The following is a 19064-nucleotide window of genomic DNA, read 5'->3' on the forward strand; positions in this document are numbered from 1 at the left end:
TGCGTGATCAGGTCGGGAAGTCGAGCAGGGCGTGGATCGTACTCGCTGCAAGCGCCAGCGATACGGCGCCCGCGTCGCGGTGCCCGCGGCTGCGTTCGGCGATGATGCTGGCCCGGCCGAGCCGCGGCGTCAGCCTGGCGGTTGCATCGGAGGCGCGGGTCGCTTCCTTGCTGGCAGCAGCCCAGGCTGCCGCCAGTGGCAACCCGGCGTCGACCGATGCCGACAGGGTCCGGACGAACGGATCGAGCGCGTCGACCAGGGTCTTGTCCCCGGGCTTCGCGCCGCCGAGCGCGGTGATGCTGTCGAGCGCCTTCTTGGCACCGGCCGCGACCTGACCGGCATCGACCGGCGCCTCATCGCTCAGGCACTGGCTGGCCGAGCGCAGCCCCAGTCCCCAGATCACCCCGGAGGTGCCGCCGGCCCGGTCCGCCCAGGCATCGGCAGCCGCTCCGAGCACGCTGGCGGCCCCGGCCCCGGCCGTCGCCGCCGCCTGTGCCGCCGCTGCCGCCGCCGTCGAACCACGCGTCATGCCCTGGCCGTGGTCGCCATCGCCGGCCTTGGCGTCGATCCGCCCGAGCTCGTCCTCGGCGCTTGCCAAAGCTGCCGCCAGGAACGCCATGCCATCCGCGATCAGGCGACCCTGTGCCGCCGAGGCGGTGCTTGCGGGTGGCCAGCTCGTGCGCTCCTCTTCTGCGACGTCGGGCACGGCCTCCACCGAGACCAGCCCCTCGTCGGCACCGATGCGCAGCGTCGCCGTGTCGCACGGTGCCAGCCACAGCGGCTCCAGCTCGTCATCGAGCCAGGTCAGGGTCAGCGAGCAGCCTTCCATGTCGAGACTGGTCATGAACTCGCCCACCAGCGGCGCCACCAGCGTCAGCCCCGCATCGCGCAGCAATGCCGCCACCGCGACCCACAGCACGAACAGTTCCTCGTGCTTGGTGCTGCCGAGACCATTCAGGATCACGGCGACGCGTTGTCCGGCTTGTGCCGGAACCTCGTCCAGCAACCGCTGCACCAGCAACGCGGCGATTTCCGAAGCGCCGAGGATCGGGGTTTCCTCGATGCCCGGCTCGCCGTGGATGCCGAGCCCGATCGCCATCTGGCCGGGCGGCACGGCGAACAAGGGCGCCTCGGCGCCCGGCAGCGTGCAGCCGGCGAACGCCACGCCGAACGAGCGCGTTCTTGCGTTGGCCAGCCGTGCCAGGCGTTCGACCTCGTCGAGCGGCTTGCCGGCTTCCGCCGCGGCACCGGCGATCTTGAACACCGCGAGGTCGCCGGCGACGCCGCGTCGCCTGGCCTGGTTGTCCGCCGGTGCGCTCGCCACGTCGTCGGTGATCGCCAGCGGCCGCACGTCGATGCCGTCGCCGCGCAACTGCTCGGCCGCCATTCCGAAATTCAGCACGTCGCCGGCATAGTTGCCGTAGCCGAGCAGGATGCCGGCGCCGCGATGTGCCTTCACAGCGACCGAGCGGATGAACCGGGTCGAGGGGGATGCGAACACGTCGCCGGTTACCGCGGCATCGGCGAAGCCCTGGCCGACATAGCCGGCGAAGGCGGGATAATGGCCGCTGCCGCCACCCACCACGACGGCGACCTTGCCCTGCGGCGTCGGGGTCGCGCGTAGCACGCCGCCCTGGGTCAGCCGCACGGTCCTGGCATGGACGTCGCAATAGCCGCGCATCGCATCGGCGGCGAAAGTGTCCGGCTTGTCGAACAGATGGGTCATCGGGTGTTGTCCTGGAACAGGGAGGCTGCGGTCCGTCGAGCCCTGATCCCATCTAATCGTCAGTGAGACAAATGATGCGATCGTAACAACTCCCTGTTATAACCCTTGCCCCGTTTCATCTCCGTGTTACGGTCTTCCCAACTAGCGGTCCCCGGATGAACGGGAGCGGGGGAGTAGCGTCGTGTCTTCAGTTGCAGCGGCGGCCCAGCCCGCTCGTGCGGATCAGCGACCGGCCGACGGCCCGGCAATCGTCTGCGCAGGCTTGAGCAAGGGTTTCGACGGCGTCCCGGTGCTGCGCGGTATCTCGGCTCGCTTCATGCCGGGTACGGTCAATGTTCTCGCCGGCGAGAACGGAGCCGGGAAGTCGACCCTGTTCAAGCTCATTTCGGGACAGCTTACGCCGGATGCCGGCACCATTTCGCTGTTCGGCGAAACGGTCCGCCGCTTCGACCCGAAGGCGGCCCAGGCGATGGGCGTGTCGATCATCCCGCAGGAGCTCGCGCCGATCCCGGAGATGCGCCTTTGGCAGAACCTGCTGATCGGTCATGAAACGACCGGCCCGCTGGGCCTGATCCGCCGGCGCGAGATGATCGCCCAGGCGCAGACGCTGCTGGCCGGGGTCGGGCTCGATCTCGATCCGACCATGCCGATGAAGAGCCTCGGCGTTGCGGCTACCCAGATGGTCGAGATATTGAAGGCGACGTCGTGGGACAGCCGGATCGTGCTGATGGACGAGCCGTCCTCGTCGCTCTCGTCGCGCGAGACCGAGCAGCTGTTCCGGGTCATCCGGCTGCTTCGCGATCGCGGCACCTGCATTCTCTACACCAGCCACCGGATGGAGGAGATCGAGGCGATCTCGGACACCGTGGCGATCATGCGCGACGGCGCCATCATCCGGCACGACCAGACCGTGGACCTGACCGAGCGGCAGATCATCGCCGACATGGTCGGGCGCGAGATCACCGAACTGTTTCCCGACCGTCCGGCGACGTTGCGTGATGCGGCGCCGGTGCTCGACGTGCGGGACCTGCATGTGACGGGCTACGATTCGCGTATCTCGTTCGCGGTACGCGCCGGCGAGATCCTCGGTTTCGGCGGCCTCGTCGGCGCCGGGCGCAGTGAGTTGCTGGAGGCGATTTTCGGCCTGCGTGCCGCAACCGGCACCGTCACGCTGGACGGCAAGTCGCTTCGCCTGGGTCACATGGACCAGTCGATCGAGCGCGGCATCGCCATGGTGCCGGAGGATCGCAAGCTGGCCGGCGTGCTGACGTCGCTGTCCATTCTCGACAACATCACCCTGCCGCATCTCGATAGCTTCACCGGGCCCGGCGGGTGGATGGATAACGGCGCCAGGCGGACGAGTGCACTCGATGTGCTCAAGCGGACGCGCGTGGCCTACGCCAGCCTCGGGCAGCGTGTGGGCCACCTGTCCGGCGGCAATCAGCAGAAGGTGGCGCTGGCGCGGTGGCTGGTGACTGACCTGCCGCGCGTGCTGATCCTGGACGAGCCGACGCGCGGCATCGATATCGGTGCGCGCTCCGAGCTGTACAAGCTGATCAACGATCTGGCCGCGCAGGGCGTCGCGATCCTGCTGGCATCGTCGGACATGCCGGAGCTGATCAACCTGTCGCATCGCGTGCTGGTCATCCGTGGCGGCGCGATCATGGGCGAACTGAAGAAGGACGAGCTGGACCAGGAACGGATCCTGCGGCTGGCGATGGGGAGAACCAACGATGCAACTCACTGAGACGGCACCCCCCACCATACTGCCGCCTCCGGGTAGCCGTCCCCAGTTCGACGCGAAGTCGGTGCGGCGGTTCGCCCTGCGCTATTCGCTGGTGATCATTCTCGGGCTGTTCCTGGTCACGCTGGCTTTGTCGAACCGGTCGTTCATGACCGTGTCCAACATGAACGTCATCCTGATCCAGGTGGCGGCCAACGCGCTGCTCGCCACCGGCGCCACCTTCGTGATCCTGACCGGCGGTATCGATCTTTCGGTCGGCAGCGTGGTCGGGCTCTCCGGCGTGGTGGCGGCGCTGTTCGCACAGAATGACGGTGCGATGACCTGCGCCGAGGCGGTGGTGCTCGGCGTGCTCGCCGGTGCCGCGATCGGTGCCTTCAATGGTGCGCTGGTCGCCTTCGCCAAGGTGCCGCCGTTCGTCGCCACGCTCGGCAACATGACCGTGGCATCGGGCCTTGCCTTCGTGTTCAGCGAGGGCCAGCCGATTTCGGGCCTGTCAGACCAGTTCCTCGGTCTCTCGGGCACGCTCGGCGGATTCTCGATCCCGGTCGCGGTCTCGATCGTCGTGGTGGTGCTGTCCTGGATCGTGCTCGCCCGCACGAAATTCGGCATGCACGTCTATGCGGTCGGTGGAAATCCACACGCGGCGCGCGTCGCCGGCGTCGGCCTGCGCGGGATCCGCTTCACCGTCTATACCATCGCCGGCGCCATGGCGGGCGTGGCCGGTGTGCTGCTTGCGGCACGCGCCACCGCCGGCATCGCCAGCACCGGCACCGGCTACGAGCTGAACGCGATCGCCGCCGCGGTGATCGGCGGGATCAGCCTGGCCGGCGGTCGCGGATCGATGCTCGGCACGGTGTTCGGGTTCCTGATCATCGGCGTGCTCGATAACGGCCTCAACATCATCAACGTCTCGCCCTTCTACCAGCTGATCGTGAAGGGCCTGATCATCATCGGCGCGGTGTTCGTCGACAGCCTGACCCACCGTACCGACGACTGACGACAACAATAAAATCTCCAGGAGAAACCATCATGATCCGCCATTCTTTCAAGACGCTGCTGGCGGGCTGCAGCGTGCTCGCCGGCATCGCGTTCTCGGCGGCACCGGCCCTCGCCGACAAGGCGCATCCGGTGATCGGCTACACCGTCTACGACATGAGCTCGTTCATCTCGCTCGGTAAGGGTGGTGCCGAAGCGATCGCCAAGGCCAACGGCGCCTCGGTGCTGTGGAACTCCGGCCACATGGACGTGAACGCGCAGATCTCGCAGATCCAGCAGTTCATCAATCAGAAGGTCGACGCGATCATCATCGCGCCGGTGAATTCCTCGACGCTCGGGCCACAAGTCGAGGCCGCCAAGGCCGCCGGCATTCCGGTGGTGATCGTGAACCTCACCGCGACGGACTCGGTGATGAAGAACGCCGTCTCGTATGTCGGTCCCGACGACGTGAAGGCCGGCGAGCAGGAGGCGCAGCACCTCGTCGATGCGATCGACCACAAGGGCAATATCGTCGTCATCCAGGGCCCGCTCGGCCAGTCCGGCGAGATCGACCGCACCAAGGGTATCAAGAACATCCTGGCCAAGTATCCGGATGTGAAGCTGCTGGCGATGCAGCCCGGCAACTGGGCCCGCAACCAGGCCTATTCGGTCATGCAGGACTGGCTGTCGCGCTACGGCACCAAGATCAACGGCGTGATCTCCGAGAATGACGACATGGCGATCGGCGCGATCCAGGCGATGCGCGAGAAGGGGCTTGCCGGCAAGATCCCGGTGACCGCCGTCGACGGCATCAAGGACGGCATGCGCGCGGTCCGCGACGGCACCCTGCTCGAGACCAACCTGCAGGATGGTCCGCTCGAGCTCGGGATGGCGGTGCAGGTCGCGGTCGACCACATCAACGGCAAGGACGTGCCGAAGGTCGCGATGTTCGTGATGCCCGAGATCACCAAGGCGAACGTGGCGCATTACTACGACCAGCTTTACGGAAACCCGTCGAAGTTCACCACCGAACTGCCCGCACTGATCAAGAAGAACCTGGTGTCCGGCAACTACGCCGAGCAGTAGGCCTCGTCATGACGGGCGGCATCATCGTCGCCCGTCGCTTCTGCAGGATCGGAGCCTCGAGAGGTTCGGGAGTTTGATGGAGTCCCCTGCCGCTTTCGAGAAGCAGACCACGCCCAACGTGACGCGGCGCCGGCGCATGATGCTGGACGCCGTCGCCGAAGCCGGATCCGCGCAGGTCGACGAACTGGCGGCTCGCTTCCGCATCAGCCGCATGACGGTGCATCGCGATCTCGACGACCTTGCCGGGCACGGGCTGGTCCGCAAGGTGCATGGCGGGGTCACCATGCGCCCGTCCTCGCTGGTCGAGACCGACATCCGGGTGCGCGAGCATGTGGCGGGGCATGAAAAGCAGGCCCTTGCCCGGGCTGCCGTCCAGTTCATCGAGCCGGGCCAGGCCATCATCATCGACGATTCCACGACCGCGGCGGCCTTGCTGCCGCTGCTGCCGGCCCTGGTGCCGCTGACCGTGCTCACCAACAGTCTGGGCGTGGTGCAGGCGCTGTGCCGCCTGCATGGCGTGAAGGTGATTTGCCTCGGCGGCGACTATTTCCCGACCTTCGATGCGTTCTTCGGCCTGGTCTGCGAACAGGCGATCGCCTCGCTGCGCGCCAACACGCTGTTCATGTCGAGCTCGACGGTGTTCGGTCTCGCCGCCTATCACCAGGACCAGGATGTGGTGAAAACCAAGCGCGCGCTGATGGCGATCGTCGATCGTCGCATCCTGATGGTCGGCAGTGCCAAGTTCGGCGCGACCGCCCTGAACCGGCTGGCGGCCCTGTCCGAATTCGACGTCGTGCTGACCGACGACGGCCTCGATCCCCGGATGCGTGCAGAGTTGCTGAACGCCGGCGTCACTCTGCACATCGCCGGCGAGCCGGCCTCCGACATGGCGCAGGGGGCGGCCTGACGATGCTAGGGTGCCTGCGATCCGACGCAATCATCGTGGTCCCGGGGCTCGTTCCCGGCACAACGGCTTTCTGAACGGTCTCTCAAGGATATCCATCGTGAGTATGTCTGCCTTCGATGCCGCCTTCGACTTCACCGGCAAGACCGTCCTGGTCACCGGCGGTGCTGCCGGAATTGGGCGTGCCGTGGCGACGCTGTTCGCTGAACGGGGCGCGCAACTGGTCCTGCTGGACCGCGATCCCGGTGTCGGCGCGGTTGCCTCGACCCTGGCCGGTAGCGGCCATCTCGGGCTGGTAGCGGACGTCACCAGCAAGTCGGCGCTGGAACAGGCTGTTGCCTCGATCATCGAGCGCTACGGGCGGATCGACGTGCTGGTGAACAATGCCGGCGTCGCCCGGCTGGCACCGGCGGACAGCCTGACCGTCGATGACTGGGACCTGACCATGGCGATCAATCTCCGCGCGCCGTTCCTGGTGTCGCAGATGGTCGGCCGGGAAATGCTGAAGGCCGGCAGCGGCCGGATCGTCAACCTGGCCAGCCAGGCCGCAATCGTCGCCATCGACGGCCACGTTGCCTATTGCGCCTCCAAGGCTGCGATCGTCAGCATGACCAAGGTGCTGGCGCTCGAGTGGGGCCCGCGCGGGATAACCGTCAATGCGATCAGCCCGACCGTGGTGGAAACCGAGCTCGGCAAGAAGGCCTGGGCCGGCGAGGTCGGCGAGGCGCTGAAGCGCCAGATACCGACCCGCCGCTTCGCCCAGCCCGAAGAGATCGCGATGGCGGCGCTCTACCTCGCCAGTGGCGCCGCCGGCATGGTCAACGGCGAGAACCTCGTCGTCGATGGCGGCTTCACGATCCAGTAGGCGGGGCGGCCTTCAGTCGACGTCCGGTACCTGGCCGACCTGGCCCAGATATTCCGGGTCTGCGAACATCTCCGCGTCGTCGTCATGCGACATGCGGACGATGCGGGCACCGAGGATCGAGCCGTTCGCCAGTGCGCGTTCGGCTCGTACCAGCCCGGCATCCGCGGAAGCGCAAGGAATGGCCTGTCCGGCTTTCAGGCTGCCGCGTGGGCCCTTCACATAGGGCTGGTAGATAATCTGCGTCGTCGTCGCCACTTGGGCTTGTCCTGACCTGGTTGGGTGATTTGGGTTGCAAAGAAGAACCGGGCGCGCTAAAGGCCCGCCTCCCTCTTACGGAGCGCGGGAGACATTTGTCGGCTTGACCGGCGGACGTCGCATGAACCGCGGTCCTGGCATCTATAAGGAGCCCAGGATATGGCCAAAAAGATCGTTGGCTACATCAAGTTGCAAATCCCTGCCGGCAAGGCGAATCCGTCCCCGCCGGTCGGTCCGGCACTCGGTCAGCGCGGCCTGAACATCATGCAGTTCTGCAAGGAGTTCAATGCCGCCACCCAGGGCCTCGAGCCCGGCATGCCGATCCCGGTGGTGATCACCGCATTCGGTGACCGGACCTTCACGTTCATCACCAAGACGCCGCCGAACACCTACTTCCTGCTCAAGGCAGCCAAGGTGTCCAAGGGCAGCCCGACCGTCGGCAAAGGTGCAGCCGTCGGCCGCGTGACGACCTCGCAGCTTCGCGAGATCGCGCTCGAGAAGATGAAGGACATGAATGCCAGCGACATCGACGGCGCCATCCGCATGCTTGCGGGTTCCGCCAAGTCGATGGGTCTGACCGTGGTGGAGGGCTGATACGATGGCCAAGAACAAGCGTCTCGAAGCTGCCTCGGCCAAGGTCGAGCACAACAAGGCCTATAGCCTTGCCGACGCCATCGCACTGGTGAAGGGCAATGCCACCGCCAAGTTCGACGAGACCGTCGAGTTGTCGCTCGGCCTCGGCATCGATCCGCGTCACGCCGACCAGATGGTCCGTGGCCTGCTGAGCCTGCCCAACGGCACCGGCAAGACCCTCCGCGTCGGCGTATTCGCCCGCGGTGCGAAGGCCGAGGAAGCAACCGCTGCCGGAGCCGATGTGGTCGGCGCCGAAGAGCTTGCAGAAAAGATCCAGGCTGGCGAGATCGGGTTCGACCGTTGCATCGCGACGCCGGACATGATGGCCCTGGTCGGTCGCCTTGGTAAGATCCTCGGGCCGCGCGGCTTGATGCCGAACCCGAAGCTCGGCACCGTGACCATGGACGTCAAGGGCGCCGTCCTTGCCGCCAAGTCCGGCCAGGTCGAGTTCCGTGCCGAGAAGGCGGGCATCATCCATGCCGGCATCGGCAAGGCGTCGTTCGACGAGGACAAGCTCGCGCAGAACATCCGGGCGCTGGTCGATGCCATCCAGAAGGCCAAGCCGACCGGAGCCAAGGGCGTCTACCTGCAGAAGGCGGCATTGTCCTCGACGATGGGTCCGGGCGTGACGGTGGACGTGTCCACCCTCGCCGCGGTCTGACGCCGGCTCAACAAGAATGCGTTGAGCGCCGGCTCCCTCGGGAGGCGACGTTCTCGAACAGGGGAGGGGTCCGGTCGGGCCCGCTCTTCCGAACCTGTCCAAGACCGCACGTGGCTTCATGCCTCAATGGACCTTCGGGTTCGCGCGCGGGAGACGGGAGACGCCAGCTCACCCTGGTGGTTCCGACTTCTTCAGGACAGGCGAACCGGATCGGTTCGCGTCCAGGCCTCGTGCCGGGACATGGACCGGTCTCAGGGCAACCCGGCTCTGCAGGCACGTGCTGTCTGTCGAGCCACGACGGAGACGGGATTTGGACCGTACGGAGAAGCGGGAGTTCGTATCCTCGCTCGCCACCGTTTTCGCAGAGACCTCAATGGTCGTCGTCACCCGTAATGACGGGCTGACGGTCGCTCAGGTGACGGTGCTGCGAAGCCGGATGCGCGCGGCGGGTGCGACCTTCAAGGTCGCGAAGAACCGGCTGGCCATACTCGCCCTGGATGGGACCCGATTCGACAGCATTGCACCCCTGCTGAAGGGTCCGACCGCGCTTGCGTGGGCGCACGACCCGGTAGCGGTGGCCAAGGTGGCTGTCGAGTTCGCCAAGACCAACGACAAGCTCGTCATTCTCGGCGGTGCCCTCGGTGCTCAGACGCTCAATGCGGATGGCATCAAGGCACTGGCCGAGCTGCCGTCCCTGGACGTTCTGCGTGCACAGCTGGTGGGGCTCATCTCCACGCCGGCCACCCGCATCGCAGGCATTCTCCAGGCACCGGCAGCACAGCTTGCGCGGGTCTTCGGGGCCTATGCCAACAAGGACGAAGAGGTCGCCGAGACCGTCGAGGCCGCGTAAGCAGTCTCGACCGATCAGCAAAAGTGATCGCAGGCCCGGGAACCGGGCTTGCATGGAACCACACAGCGTTTATATCAGGAAGATCAAATCATGGCCGATCTGTCAAAGCTAGTCGACGAGCTGTCCACACTGACGGTTCTCGAGGCAGCCGAGCTTTCCAAGCTCCTCGAAGAGAAGTGGGGCGTTTCCGCCGCGGCACCGGTCGCCGCAGCGGCACCCGCCGGCGGCGGCGGCCCGGCTGCTCCCGTCGAAGAGCAGGTTGAGTTCACCGTCATTCTGACCAAGGCTGGCGAGAAGAAGATCAACGTTATTAAGGAAATCCGCACCATCACCGGCCTAGGCCTCAAGGAAGCCAAGGATCTGGTCGAGGGCGCCCCGAAGACGGTCAAGGAAGCCGTCACGAAGGACGAAGCGGCCAAGTACAAGAAGATGCTGGAAGAGCAGGGCGCCTCTGTCGAAGTCAAATAAGAACGCGACACTGAGGGCGTTCGATCAGGCTGGATCTGCGGATCGGGCTCGTTCGACGACCGGTTGACGACGAGAAAGTCAGGGTGGGAATCAGCAATGGTTCCCGCCCTCTCTGCCGTGCAGCGCCTTGATCCTCCGGATTTGTTCCGGCGGGTCGGGCGCTTGCGGCAGTAGAAGGCCCGCTCTCGGAGCGGGAAGTGGTACGGCGCAGGCCGGACCGCGAACGGAATTTTCGGCCTCGCCGTTTGGTCGGGGCGCTCTAAGTGGTCTTGCAACCCATTTGGATCGTCCAGACGGATCGGCCGGCTGTCAGGTGACGGGGCAGGACATACGATGAACGCGATGACCAAATCGTTCACGGGACGCAAGCGCATCCGCAAGAGCTTCGGGCGCATCCCCGAAGTGGCTCCGATGCCCAATCTGATCGATGTGCAGCGCTCGAGCTACGAGACGTTCCTGCAGATGAACGTGGCGCCGGATAGCCGGACGCCATCGGGTCTGCAGGAAGTGTTCCGCTCGGTGTTCCCGATCAACGACTTCGCCGGCCGTGGCCGGCTGGAGTTCGTGCATTATGAGCTCGAGGAGCCGAAATACGACGTCGAGGAATGCATTCAGCGGGGCATGACCTATGCCGCGCCGTTGAAGGTGATCCTGCGCCTGATCGTCTGGGACGTGGACGAGGACACCGGCAGCCGCTCGATCCGCGATATCAAGGAGCAGCCCGTCTACATGGGCGACATGCCCCTGATGACGGATAACGGCACCTTCATCATCAACGGCACCGAGCGCGTCATCGTCAGCCAGATGCACCGCAGCCCGGGCGTGTTCTTCGATCACGACAAGGGCAAGACCCACTCGTCGGGCAAGTTCCTGTTTGCCGCCCGCGTCATCCCCTATCGCGGCTCGTGGCTCGACTTCGAGTTCGACAGCAAGGACATGGTCTATGTCCGCATCGACCGGAAGCGGAAGCTGCCGGTGACGACGCTGCTGTACGCGCTCGAGAGCAAGGCCTCCGAGGCCGCCCGTGCCAAGAAGATCGCAGATGGCGGCGACGTCGATGCGATGGACGTGCGCGGCATGGATGCGGACGAGATCCTGTCCAACTTCTACGGCCAAGTGGTGTTCGTGAAGTCCGCCAAGGGCTGGGCGCGTCCGTTCGATCCCGATGCGTTCCGCGGCATGAAGCTGCTGGAGCCGTTGGTCGATGCCGACACCGGCGAGATCGTGGCCAAGGCCGACGACAAGCTGACAGCGCGTGCGACCCGCAAGATCGCCGAGAACACCAAGGAAGTGCTGGTCGGCCGCGCCGATCTCCTTGGCCGGTTCGTGGCCTACGACCTGATCAACGAGGACACCGGCGAGATCTACGGCGAGGCGGGCGAGGAGCTCACCGAGCCACGCCTGCTGGCGCTCGAGGAAATGGGCATCGACAGCCTGCCGACGCTCGCCGTCGACAACAGCAACGGCCCGTGGATCCGCAACACCCTCGCGGTCGACAAGAACAGCTCGCGTGACGATGCGCTGGTCGACATCTACCGCGTGATGCGCCCGGGCGAGCCGCCGACCCCGGACACCGCGGAAGCCCTGTTCCGTGGCCTGTTCTTCGACGGCGACCGCTACGACCTGTCCGCCGTCGGCCGCGTGAAGATGAACATGCGCCTCAGCGTCGATGCCGAGGATTCCGTGCGTGTGCTGCGCAAGGAAGACATCATCCGCACGGTGAAGATCCTGTGCGAGCTGAAGGACGGCCGCGGCACGATCGACGACATCGACAATCTCGGCAATCGCCGCGTACGTTCGGTCGGCGAGCTGATGGAGAACCAGTATCGCGTCGGCCTGCTCCGCATGGAGCGCGCCATCCGCGAGCGCATGGGATCGGTCGATATCGACACCGTCATGCCGCACGACCTGATCAACGCGAAGCCGGCCGCTGCGGCCGTGCGCGAGTTCTTCGGGTCGTCGCAGCTGAGCCAGTTCATGGACCAGACCAACCCGCTGTCGGAAGTGACGCATAAGCGTCGCTTGTCGGCCTTGGGCCCTGGCGGTCTCACACGGGAACGCGCCGGATTCGAAGTGCGCGACGTGCATCCGACCCATTACGGCCGCATCTGCCCGATCGAAACGCCGGAAGGCCCGAATATCGGACTGATCAACTCGCTTGCCACATACGCCAAGGTGAACAAGTACGGCTTCATCGAGACGCCGTACCGCCTGGTCAAGGACGGCGCGCTGCAGACCGGCTGGAAGTACCTCTCCGCCATGGAGGAGGAAAAGCTCGTCGTCGCCCAGGCCGACGCGGCCCAGGACGCTGACGGCAACCTCACCGACGAGCTGGTCTCGGTCCGCCGTGGCAGCGACTTCCGGCTGGTGAAACCGGAGGACGTGACCGCCTGCGACGTGTCGCCGAGGCAGCTCGTGTCGGTCGCCGCGGCGCTCATCCCGTTCCTCGAGAACGACGACGCCAACCGCGCGCTGATGGGTTCGAACATGCAGCGCCAGGCGGTGCCGCTGATCCAGTCCGATGCGCCGCTGGTCGGCACCGGCATGGAGGCCGCGGTCGCCCGTGACTCCGGCGCCACCATCATCGCCCGCCGTCCCGGCGTGGTCGACCAGATCGACGGTGCCCGCATCGTGGTGCGTGCCACCGACGAGAGCGGCGCCACCCAGGGCGTCGATATCTACCGGCTGCGCAAGTACATGCGTTCCAACCAGTCGACCTGCATCAACCAGCGTCCGCTGGTCCGCGTGGGCGACCGGGTGGTCCTCGGCGACATCATCGCCGACGGCCCGTCGACCGACCTTGGCGAGCTGGCCCTCGGCCGGAACGTGCTGGTCGCGTTCATGCCGTGGAATGGCTACAACTTCGAGGACTCCATCCTCATCTCCGAGCGGATCGCCCGCGACGACGTCTTCACCTCGATCCACATCGAGGAATTCGAGGTCATGGCGCGCGACACCAAGCTCGGCCAGGAAGAGATCACCCGCGACATTCCCAACGTCGGAGAGGAAGCGCTCCGCAACCTCGACGAGGCCGGCATCGTGTATGTCGGTGCGGAAGTGAACCCGGGCGACATCCTGGTCGGCAAGGTCACCCCAAAGGGCGAGAGCCCGATGACGCCGGAGGAGAAGCTGCTCCGCGCCATCTTCGGCGAGAAGGCCTCCGACGTCCGCGACACCTCGCTCAAGCTGCCGCCCGGCACCACCGGGACGATCGTCGACGTGCGGGTGTTCTCCCGTCGCGGCGTGGACAAGGACGAGCGCGCGATGGCGATCGAGCGCGCCGAGATCGAGCGTCTGGCCAAGGACCGCGACGACGAGCGCGCGATCCAGGAGCGGTCGTTCTACAACCGTCTGCGCGAGCGTCTGCTCGGGCAGAAGGCCGGCGCCGGCTTCAAGGGCGTCAAGTCCGGCACGGAGATCACCGAGGAAGTCCTCGGCGAGCATCCGCGTGGAACCTGGCGCAACATGGTGCTGTCGTCCGACCAGGCAGTTGCCGAGATCGAGACGCTGAAGCGCGAGTTCGACGGAGCCGTCGGGCGCATCCAGGCGCGCTTCGACAGCAAGGTCGAGAAGCTGCAGCGCGGCGACGAGCTGCCGCCCGGCGTGATGAAGATGGTCAAGGTGTTCGTGGCGGTGAAGCGCAAGCTGCAGCCGGGCGACAAGATGGCCGGACGTCACGGCAACAAGGGCGTCGTGTCTCGCGTCACCCCCGTCGAGGACATGCCGTTCCTCGAGGACGGCACCCCGGTCGACCTGGTGCTCAACCCGCTCGGCGTGCCGTCGCGGATGAATGTCGGGCAGATCCTCGAGACCCATCTCGGCTGGGCGTGCGCCAATATCGGCAAGGGCATCGGCGAGCTGGTCGACGAGTACATGCGCACCGGCAACGCCAAGCAGGCCCTGCTCGACGAGCTCAAGAGCGTGTATGGCGACGAGGTCTACCGCGACGACATCGCAACGTTGCCGAACGAGCAGCTAATCGAGCTCGCCAACAACCTGCGCAAGGGCGTGCCGATCGCCACCCCGGTGTTCGACGGCGCACGCATCTCCGATATCGAGGAGATGCTGACCCGGGCAGGCCTGGACACGTCCGGCCAGTCGCAGCTGACCGACGGGCGCACCGGCGAGCCGTTCGAGCGCAAGGTGACCGTGGGCTACGTCTACATGCTCAAGCTGCACCATCTCGTGGACGACAAGATCCATGCGCGGTCGATCGGACCGTACTCGCTCGTCACCCAGCAGCCGCTGGGCGGAAAGGCGCAGTTCGGTGGCCAGCGCTTCGGCGAGATGGAGGTCTGGGCGCTCGAGGCATACGGTGCCGCGTACACGCTGCAGGAGATGCTGACGGTGAAGTCGGACGACGTGTCCGGACGCACCAAGGTCTACGAGGCGATCGTGCGCGAGCAGGACGACTTCGAGGCCGGCATCCCCGAGAGCTTCAACGTGCTCGTCAAGGAGCTGAAGTCCCTCGGCCTGAACGTGGATCTGGAGCAGAGCGGCAATTGATACCGGTTTCTCCCATCCTCCTTTTCTATCCTAACGGTTTGCCGGCGACCAAGGTCGCCGGCGTCCCTTTCTCAGGGGTATTCGGCGCATGAACGAACTGATGAAGATCCTTGGCCAGACCGGCCAGGCGCAGACCTTCGACCAGATCAAGATCCAGCTGGCATCGTCGGAGCAGATCCGCTCCTGGTCCTACGGCGAGATCAAGAAGCCGGAGACCATCAACTACCGCACCTTCAAGCCGGAACGGGACGGCCTGTTCTGTGCCCGCATCTTTGGTCCGATCAAGGACTACGAGTGCCTGTGCGGCAAGTACAAGCGGATGAAGTTCCGCGGCATCATCTGCGAGAAGTGCGGCGTCGAAGTGACGCTGGCGAAGGTGCGCCGCGAGCGCATGGGCCATATCGAGCTGGCCTCGCCGGTCGCCCATATCTGGTTCCTGAAGTCGCTCCCGAGCCGCATCGGCCTGATGGTCGATCTGACGCTCAAGGAGCTCGAGAAGATCCTGTATTTCGAGAGCTACGTGGTTCTCGAGCCGGGCCTGACCGACCTCAAGCTGCACCAGCTGCTGAACGAGGACCAGCTTCTCGCCAAGCAGGACGAGTTCGGCGAGGACGGTTTCCGGGCCGGTATCGGCGCCGAAGCGATCAAGACCGTGCTGATCAGCGTCGATTGCGACGCCGAGAAGGTGAAGCTGCGCGCCGACCTCAAGGACACCACGTCCGAGGCGAAGCGCAAGAAGCTGGTCAAGCGCCTGAAGCTGGTCGAGGCGTTCGCCGAGAGCGGCTCGCGTCCGGACTGGATGATCCTGGACGTCGTTCCGGTCATTCCGCCGGAACTGCGTCCGCTGGTGCCGCTCGATGGCGGCCGCTTCGCCACGTCCGACCTGAACGACCTGTATCGCCGCGTCATCAACCGCAACAACAGGTTGAAGCGCCTGATCGAGCTGCGCGCGCCCGACATCATCGTGCGCAACGAGAAGCGCATGCTGCAGGAGAGCGTCGACGCCCTGTTCGATAACGGCCGCCGTGGCCGCGCCATCACCGGTGCGAACAAGCGCCCGCTGAAGTCGCTGTCCGACATGCTGAAGGGCAAGCAGGGGCGGTTCCGCCAGAACCTGCTCGGCAAGCGCGTCGACTACTCGGGTCGTTCGGTAATCGTCGTCGGTCCCGAGCTGAAGCTGCACCAGTGCGGCCTGCCCAAGAAGATGGCGCTCGAGCTGTTCAAGCCGTTCATCTACTCCAAGCTCGAGAAGTACGGTCACGCCACCACCATCAAGGCTGCGAAGCGCATGGTGGAAAAGGAGCGTCCCGAGGTCTGGGACATCCTCGAGGAAGTCATCCGCGAGCATCCGGTGATGCTGAATCGCGCGCCGACCTTGCATCGCCTCGGCATCCAGGCCTTCGAGCCGGTGCTGATCGAAGGCAAGGCGATCCAGCTGCATCCGCTGGTCTGCACCGCCTTCAACGCCGACTTCGACGGCGACCAGATGGCCGTGCACGTTCCGTTGAGCCTCGAAGCCCAGCTCGAAGCCCGCGTGCTTATGATGTCGACCAACAACATCCTGAGCCCGGCGAACGGCAAGCCGATCATCGTGCCGAGCCAGGACATCGTGCTCGGTCTCTACTACCTGTCGCTCGAGACGGCCGAGTTCCGCGAGACGCCCGACCAGAACGAGTACGACGACCAGGGTAAGGTCACCAAGGTCGGCGCCAGCGCGTTCGGCTCGATCGGCGAGATCGAGTTCGCGCTCGCCGAGAAGGCGATCAAGCTGCACGACAAGATCCGTGCCCGCTACGAGACCGTCGATGCCGAAGGCAAGAAGGTCCGCAGCACAGTCGTCACCACGCCGGGCCGCATGCTGATCGCGCAGATCCTGCCGAAGCATCCCGCGGTGCCGTTCACCCTGCTCAACAAGCAGCTGACCAAGAAGAACGTCTCGGACGTCATCGACGCCGTATACCGCCATTGCGGTCAGAAGGAGTGCGTGATCTTCGCCGATCGCCTGATGGGTCTCGGCTTCACGCAGGCTGCCAAGGCCGGCATCTCGTTCGGCAAGGATGACATGATCATCCCGGACGCGAAGAAGCCGCTGGTCGAGCGCACCACGGCCGAAGTGAAGGAGTTCGAGCAGCAGTATCAGGACGGCCTGATCACTGCCGGCGAGCGCTACAACAAGGTGGTGGATGCCTGGTCGCGCTGCACCGACGAAGTGCAGGCCGCGATGATGAAGGAGATCTCCAGGCAGGAGATCGGCAAGCAGACCAACTCGGTCTGGATGATGAGCCATTCCGGTGCCCGTGGATCGCCGGCGCAGATGAAGCAGCTGGCCGGCATGCGGGGCCTGATGGCCAAGCCGTCGGGCGAGATCATCGAGCAGCCGATCATCGCCAACTTCAAGGAAGGCCTGTCGGTCCTCGACTACTTCACCTCGACCCACGGCGCCCGCAAGGGTCTCGCGGACACCGCGTTGAAGACCGCGAACTCGGGCTACCTGACCCGCCGTCTCGTCGACGTGGCGCAGGATTGCATCATCGTCGAAGAGGATTGCGGCGCCGAGCGCGGCCTGACGGTGCGCGCGGTGATGGATGGCGGCGAGGTCGTGTCCTCGCTGTCCGAACGGATCCTCGGGCGGACCACCGCGACCGACGTGTTGTCACCGCTGAACGGCAGTGTCGTGCTGCCGCGCAGCACGCTGATCGGCGAGGCGGAAGCCGAGCTGGTCGAGAACTCCGGCGTGGAGAGCATGCTCATCCGCTCGGTTCTCACCTGCGACAGCCGCGTCGGCGTCTGCGGCCTGTGCTACGGGCGCGATCTCGCCCGCGGCACGCCGGTCAACATCGGCGAGGCGGTCGGCGTGATCGCCGCCCAGTCGATCGGCGAGCCTGGAACCCAGCTGACCATGCGCACCTTCCATATCGGTGGTGCGGCCCAGCGCGGTGCCGAGCAGTCGATGGTCGAGGCGTCGCATGACGGCGTGGTCAACGTGAAGAACCGCAACGTCGTGCAGAACAGCATGAACGTGCCGGTGGTGATGTCTCGTAACTGCGAGATCGTGCTGACCGACGACAAGGGCAGCGAGCGCGCGCGCTTCCGCGTCCCCTACGGCGCCAGGTTGCTGGTGGACGAGGGTGCGACGGTCGTGCGGCAGCAGAAGCTGGCCGAGTGGGACCCGTACACCCTTCCGATCATCACCGAGCGCGCCGGCAAGGTCGAATACCTCGACCTGATCGACAGCATCACGCTGGTCGAGCGGATGGACGAAGTCACCGGCCTGACCTCGAAGATCGTCGTCGACTACAAGCAGGCCTCCAAGGGCATCGATCTTCGCCCGCGGCTGCAGCTCAAGGACGACAAAGGCGAGGTGCTCAAGCTCGGCAACGGCGGCGAGGCGCGCTACTTCCTGTCGCCGGACTCGATCCTCTCGGTCGAGAACGGCGCCACGGTGCATGCCGGCGACGTGCTGGCGCGTATCCCGCGCGAGGGCAGCAAGACCCGCGACATCACCGGCGGTCTGCCGCGCGTGGCCGAGCTGTTCGAGGCGCGGCGTCCGAAGGACCATGCGATCATCGCGGAGACCGACGGCCGCATCGAGTTCGGCAAGGACTACAAGGCCAAGCGCCGGGTGATCGTGAAGAACGACGAGACCCAGGAAGAGACCGACTACCTGGTCCCGAAGGGCAAGCACGTCTCGGTGCAGGAAGGCGACTTCGTGCGCAAGGGCGACCCGCTGGTCGATGGTCCGCGGGTGCCGCACGACATCCTCAAGGTGCTCGGCGTCGAGGCGCTGTCGGACTACCTGGTCAACGAAATCCAGGACGTCTACCGGCTCCAGGGCGTGAAGATCAACGACAAGCACATCGAGGTCATCGTCCGGCAGATGCTGCAGAAGGTGGAAGTGCTCGAGCCGGGTGACACGACCTACCTGGTCGGTGAAACGGTCGATCGCTTCGAGTTCGAGGCGGAGAACAACAAGCGCCTGCAGGCGAACGAGCGTCCGGCACAGGCGATGCCGGTGCTCCAGGGCATCACCAAGGCCTCGCTGCAGACCCACTCGTTCATCTCCGCGGCGTCCTTCCAGGAGACCACGCGCGTGCTCACCGAGGCGGCCACGGCCGGCAAAGTGGATACGCTCAACGGCCTCAAGGAAAACGTCATCGTCGGCCGCCTGATCCCCGCGGGAACGGGCAGCGTGATGAACAAGCTGCGTGCCGTGGCCGCTGGCCGCGACAAGCAGCGTGTGCTGGGTCGCGACATGCCGACGAACATCAAGGCGGCGGAGTAGGTCCACCGAAGGCCGTCCAGGCAGCTCCTGGGCGGCATTCGAGGCGACTTCAGGCCGGCCGGGGAAACCCGGCCGGCCTTTTTCTTGGGCATTTCTCGGCGGGCGCGTC

At 65.7% G+C, this 19064-nt stretch carries 13 protein-coding genes; 11 read left to right on the forward strand and 2 right to left on the reverse strand.

Translation table 11 applies throughout. The features are described 5' to 3' along the window. Positions 1–7: 7 nt before the first annotated feature. The gene (locus HN018_RS05115; RefSeq protein ID WP_171834500.1) at positions 8–1726 is read right to left on the reverse strand and encodes a dihydroxyacetone kinase family protein; all 1719 of its coding nucleotides are present in this window, start codon (positions 1724–1726) and stop codon (positions 8–10) included. Positions 1727–1907: 181 nt separating this feature from the next. Here HN018_RS05115 and HN018_RS05120 point away from each other — a divergent pair, with 181 nt between their 5' ends. The 5 genes from HN018_RS05120 to HN018_RS05140 all read left to right on the forward strand — a co-directional run bounded on the left by HN018_RS05120 (position 1908) and on the right by HN018_RS05140 (position 7300). After that, entirely contained in the window at positions 1908–3473 is a 1566-nt protein-coding gene (locus HN018_RS05120; RefSeq protein ID WP_204259675.1) for a sugar ABC transporter ATP-binding protein, read from the forward strand. Next, complete coding sequence (locus HN018_RS05125; protein WP_171834501.1) at positions 3460–4467, forward strand: ABC transporter permease; 1008 nt, start codon at positions 3460–3462, stop codon at positions 4465–4467. Before HN018_RS05120 ends, HN018_RS05125 begins: the two co-directional genes overlap by 14 nt. A 32-nt stretch (positions 4468–4499) precedes the next feature. Beyond that, a complete protein-coding gene (locus tag HN018_RS05130) occupies positions 4500–5531 on the forward strand; it encodes a substrate-binding domain-containing protein (RefSeq protein WP_171834502.1) in 1032 nt (343 codons plus the stop codon). 76 nt (positions 5532–5607) lie between these two features. Further along, a complete protein-coding gene (locus HN018_RS05135; RefSeq protein WP_171834503.1) occupies positions 5608–6438 on the forward strand; it encodes a DeoR/GlpR family DNA-binding transcription regulator in 831 nt (276 codons plus the stop codon). 103 nt (positions 6439–6541) lie between these two features. Further along, positions 6542–7300: an SDR family oxidoreductase gene (locus HN018_RS05140; protein WP_171834954.1), complete on the forward strand. Its 759-nt coding sequence runs from the start codon at positions 6542–6544 to the stop codon at positions 7298–7300. 12 nt (positions 7301–7312) lie between these two features. Here the strand turns inward: HN018_RS05140 and HN018_RS05145 are convergent, their stop codons facing one another. Beyond that, complete coding sequence (locus tag HN018_RS05145) at positions 7313–7555, reverse strand: hypothetical protein (protein ID WP_171834504.1); 243 nt, start codon at positions 7553–7555, stop codon at positions 7313–7315. Positions 7556–7714: 159 nt separating this feature from the next. Between HN018_RS05145 and rplK the strand changes: the two genes are divergently transcribed. From rplK to rpoC, 6 genes are all read left to right on the forward strand, one after another. Continuing rightward, positions 7715–8149 carry a 50S ribosomal protein L11 gene (gene rplK / locus HN018_RS05150; protein ID WP_171834505.1) on the forward strand — a complete coding sequence of 145 codons (435 nt, stop codon included), beginning with the start codon at positions 7715–7717 and terminating at the stop codon, positions 8147–8149. Between the two features lie 4 nt (positions 8150–8153). Continuing rightward, positions 8154–8849 (forward strand): 50S ribosomal protein L1, encoded by a 696-nt coding sequence (gene rplA / locus HN018_RS05155; protein WP_171834506.1) that lies wholly within the window; start codon positions 8154–8156, stop codon positions 8847–8849. 310 nt (positions 8850–9159) lie between these two features. Further along, positions 9160–9699 (forward strand): 50S ribosomal protein L10, encoded by a 540-nt coding sequence (gene rplJ / locus HN018_RS05160; protein ID WP_171834507.1) that lies wholly within the window; start codon positions 9160–9162, stop codon positions 9697–9699. A gap of 90 nt (positions 9700–9789) precedes the next feature. Next, positions 9790–10167 (forward strand): 50S ribosomal protein L7/L12, encoded by a 378-nt coding sequence (gene rplL, locus HN018_RS05165; RefSeq protein ID WP_171834508.1) that lies wholly within the window; start codon positions 9790–9792, stop codon positions 10165–10167. A 333-nt stretch (positions 10168–10500) separates the two neighbouring features. Further along, on the forward strand, positions 10501–14673 hold the full coding sequence (rpoB, locus tag HN018_RS05170; protein ID WP_171834509.1) for a DNA-directed RNA polymerase subunit beta: 4173 nt from the start codon (positions 10501–10503) through the stop codon (positions 14671–14673). Positions 14674–14761: 88 nt separating this feature from the next. Next, entirely contained in the window at positions 14762–18955 is a 4194-nt protein-coding gene (gene rpoC / locus HN018_RS05175; RefSeq protein WP_171834510.1) for a DNA-directed RNA polymerase subunit beta', read from the forward strand. Positions 18956–19064 lie beyond the last annotated feature (109 nt).

This window comes from Lichenicola cladoniae, assembly GCF_013201075.1.
Classification (GTDB): Bacteria; Pseudomonadota; Alphaproteobacteria; order Acetobacterales; family Acetobacteraceae; genus Lichenicola; species Lichenicola cladoniae.

Excerpts from the sequence above, each read along its gene's own strand:
- HN018_RS05135 (WP_171834503.1), top strand. The coding sequence starts at position 5,608 with ATGGAGTCCCCTGCCGCTTTCGAGAAGCAGACCACGCCCAACGTGACG.
- rplL (WP_171834508.1), top strand. The coding sequence starts at position 9,790 with ATGGCCGATCTGTCAAAGCTAGTCGACGAGCTGTCCACACTGACGGTT.
- HN018_RS05130 (WP_171834502.1), top strand. The coding sequence starts at position 4,500 with ATGATCCGCCATTCTTTCAAGACGCTGCTGGCGGGCTGCAGCGTGCTC.
- rpoC (WP_171834510.1), top strand. The coding sequence starts at position 14,762 with ATGAACGAACTGATGAAGATCCTTGGCCAGACCGGCCAGGCGCAGACC.
- rplK (WP_171834505.1), top strand. The coding sequence starts at position 7,715 with ATGGCCAAAAAGATCGTTGGCTACATCAAGTTGCAAATCCCTGCCGGC.
- rplA (WP_171834506.1), top strand. The coding sequence starts at position 8,154 with ATGGCCAAGAACAAGCGTCTCGAAGCTGCCTCGGCCAAGGTCGAGCAC.
- HN018_RS05115 (WP_171834500.1), bottom strand. The coding sequence starts at position 1,726 with ATGACCCATCTGTTCGACAAGCCGGACACTTTCGCCGCCGATGCGATG.
- HN018_RS05125 (WP_171834501.1), top strand. The coding sequence starts at position 3,460 with ATGCAACTCACTGAGACGGCACCCCCCACCATACTGCCGCCTCCGGGT.
- rpoB (WP_171834509.1), top strand. The coding sequence starts at position 10,501 with ATGAACGCGATGACCAAATCGTTCACGGGACGCAAGCGCATCCGCAAG.
- HN018_RS05140 (WP_171834954.1), top strand. The coding sequence starts at position 6,542 with ATGTCTGCCTTCGATGCCGCCTTCGACTTCACCGGCAAGACCGTCCTG.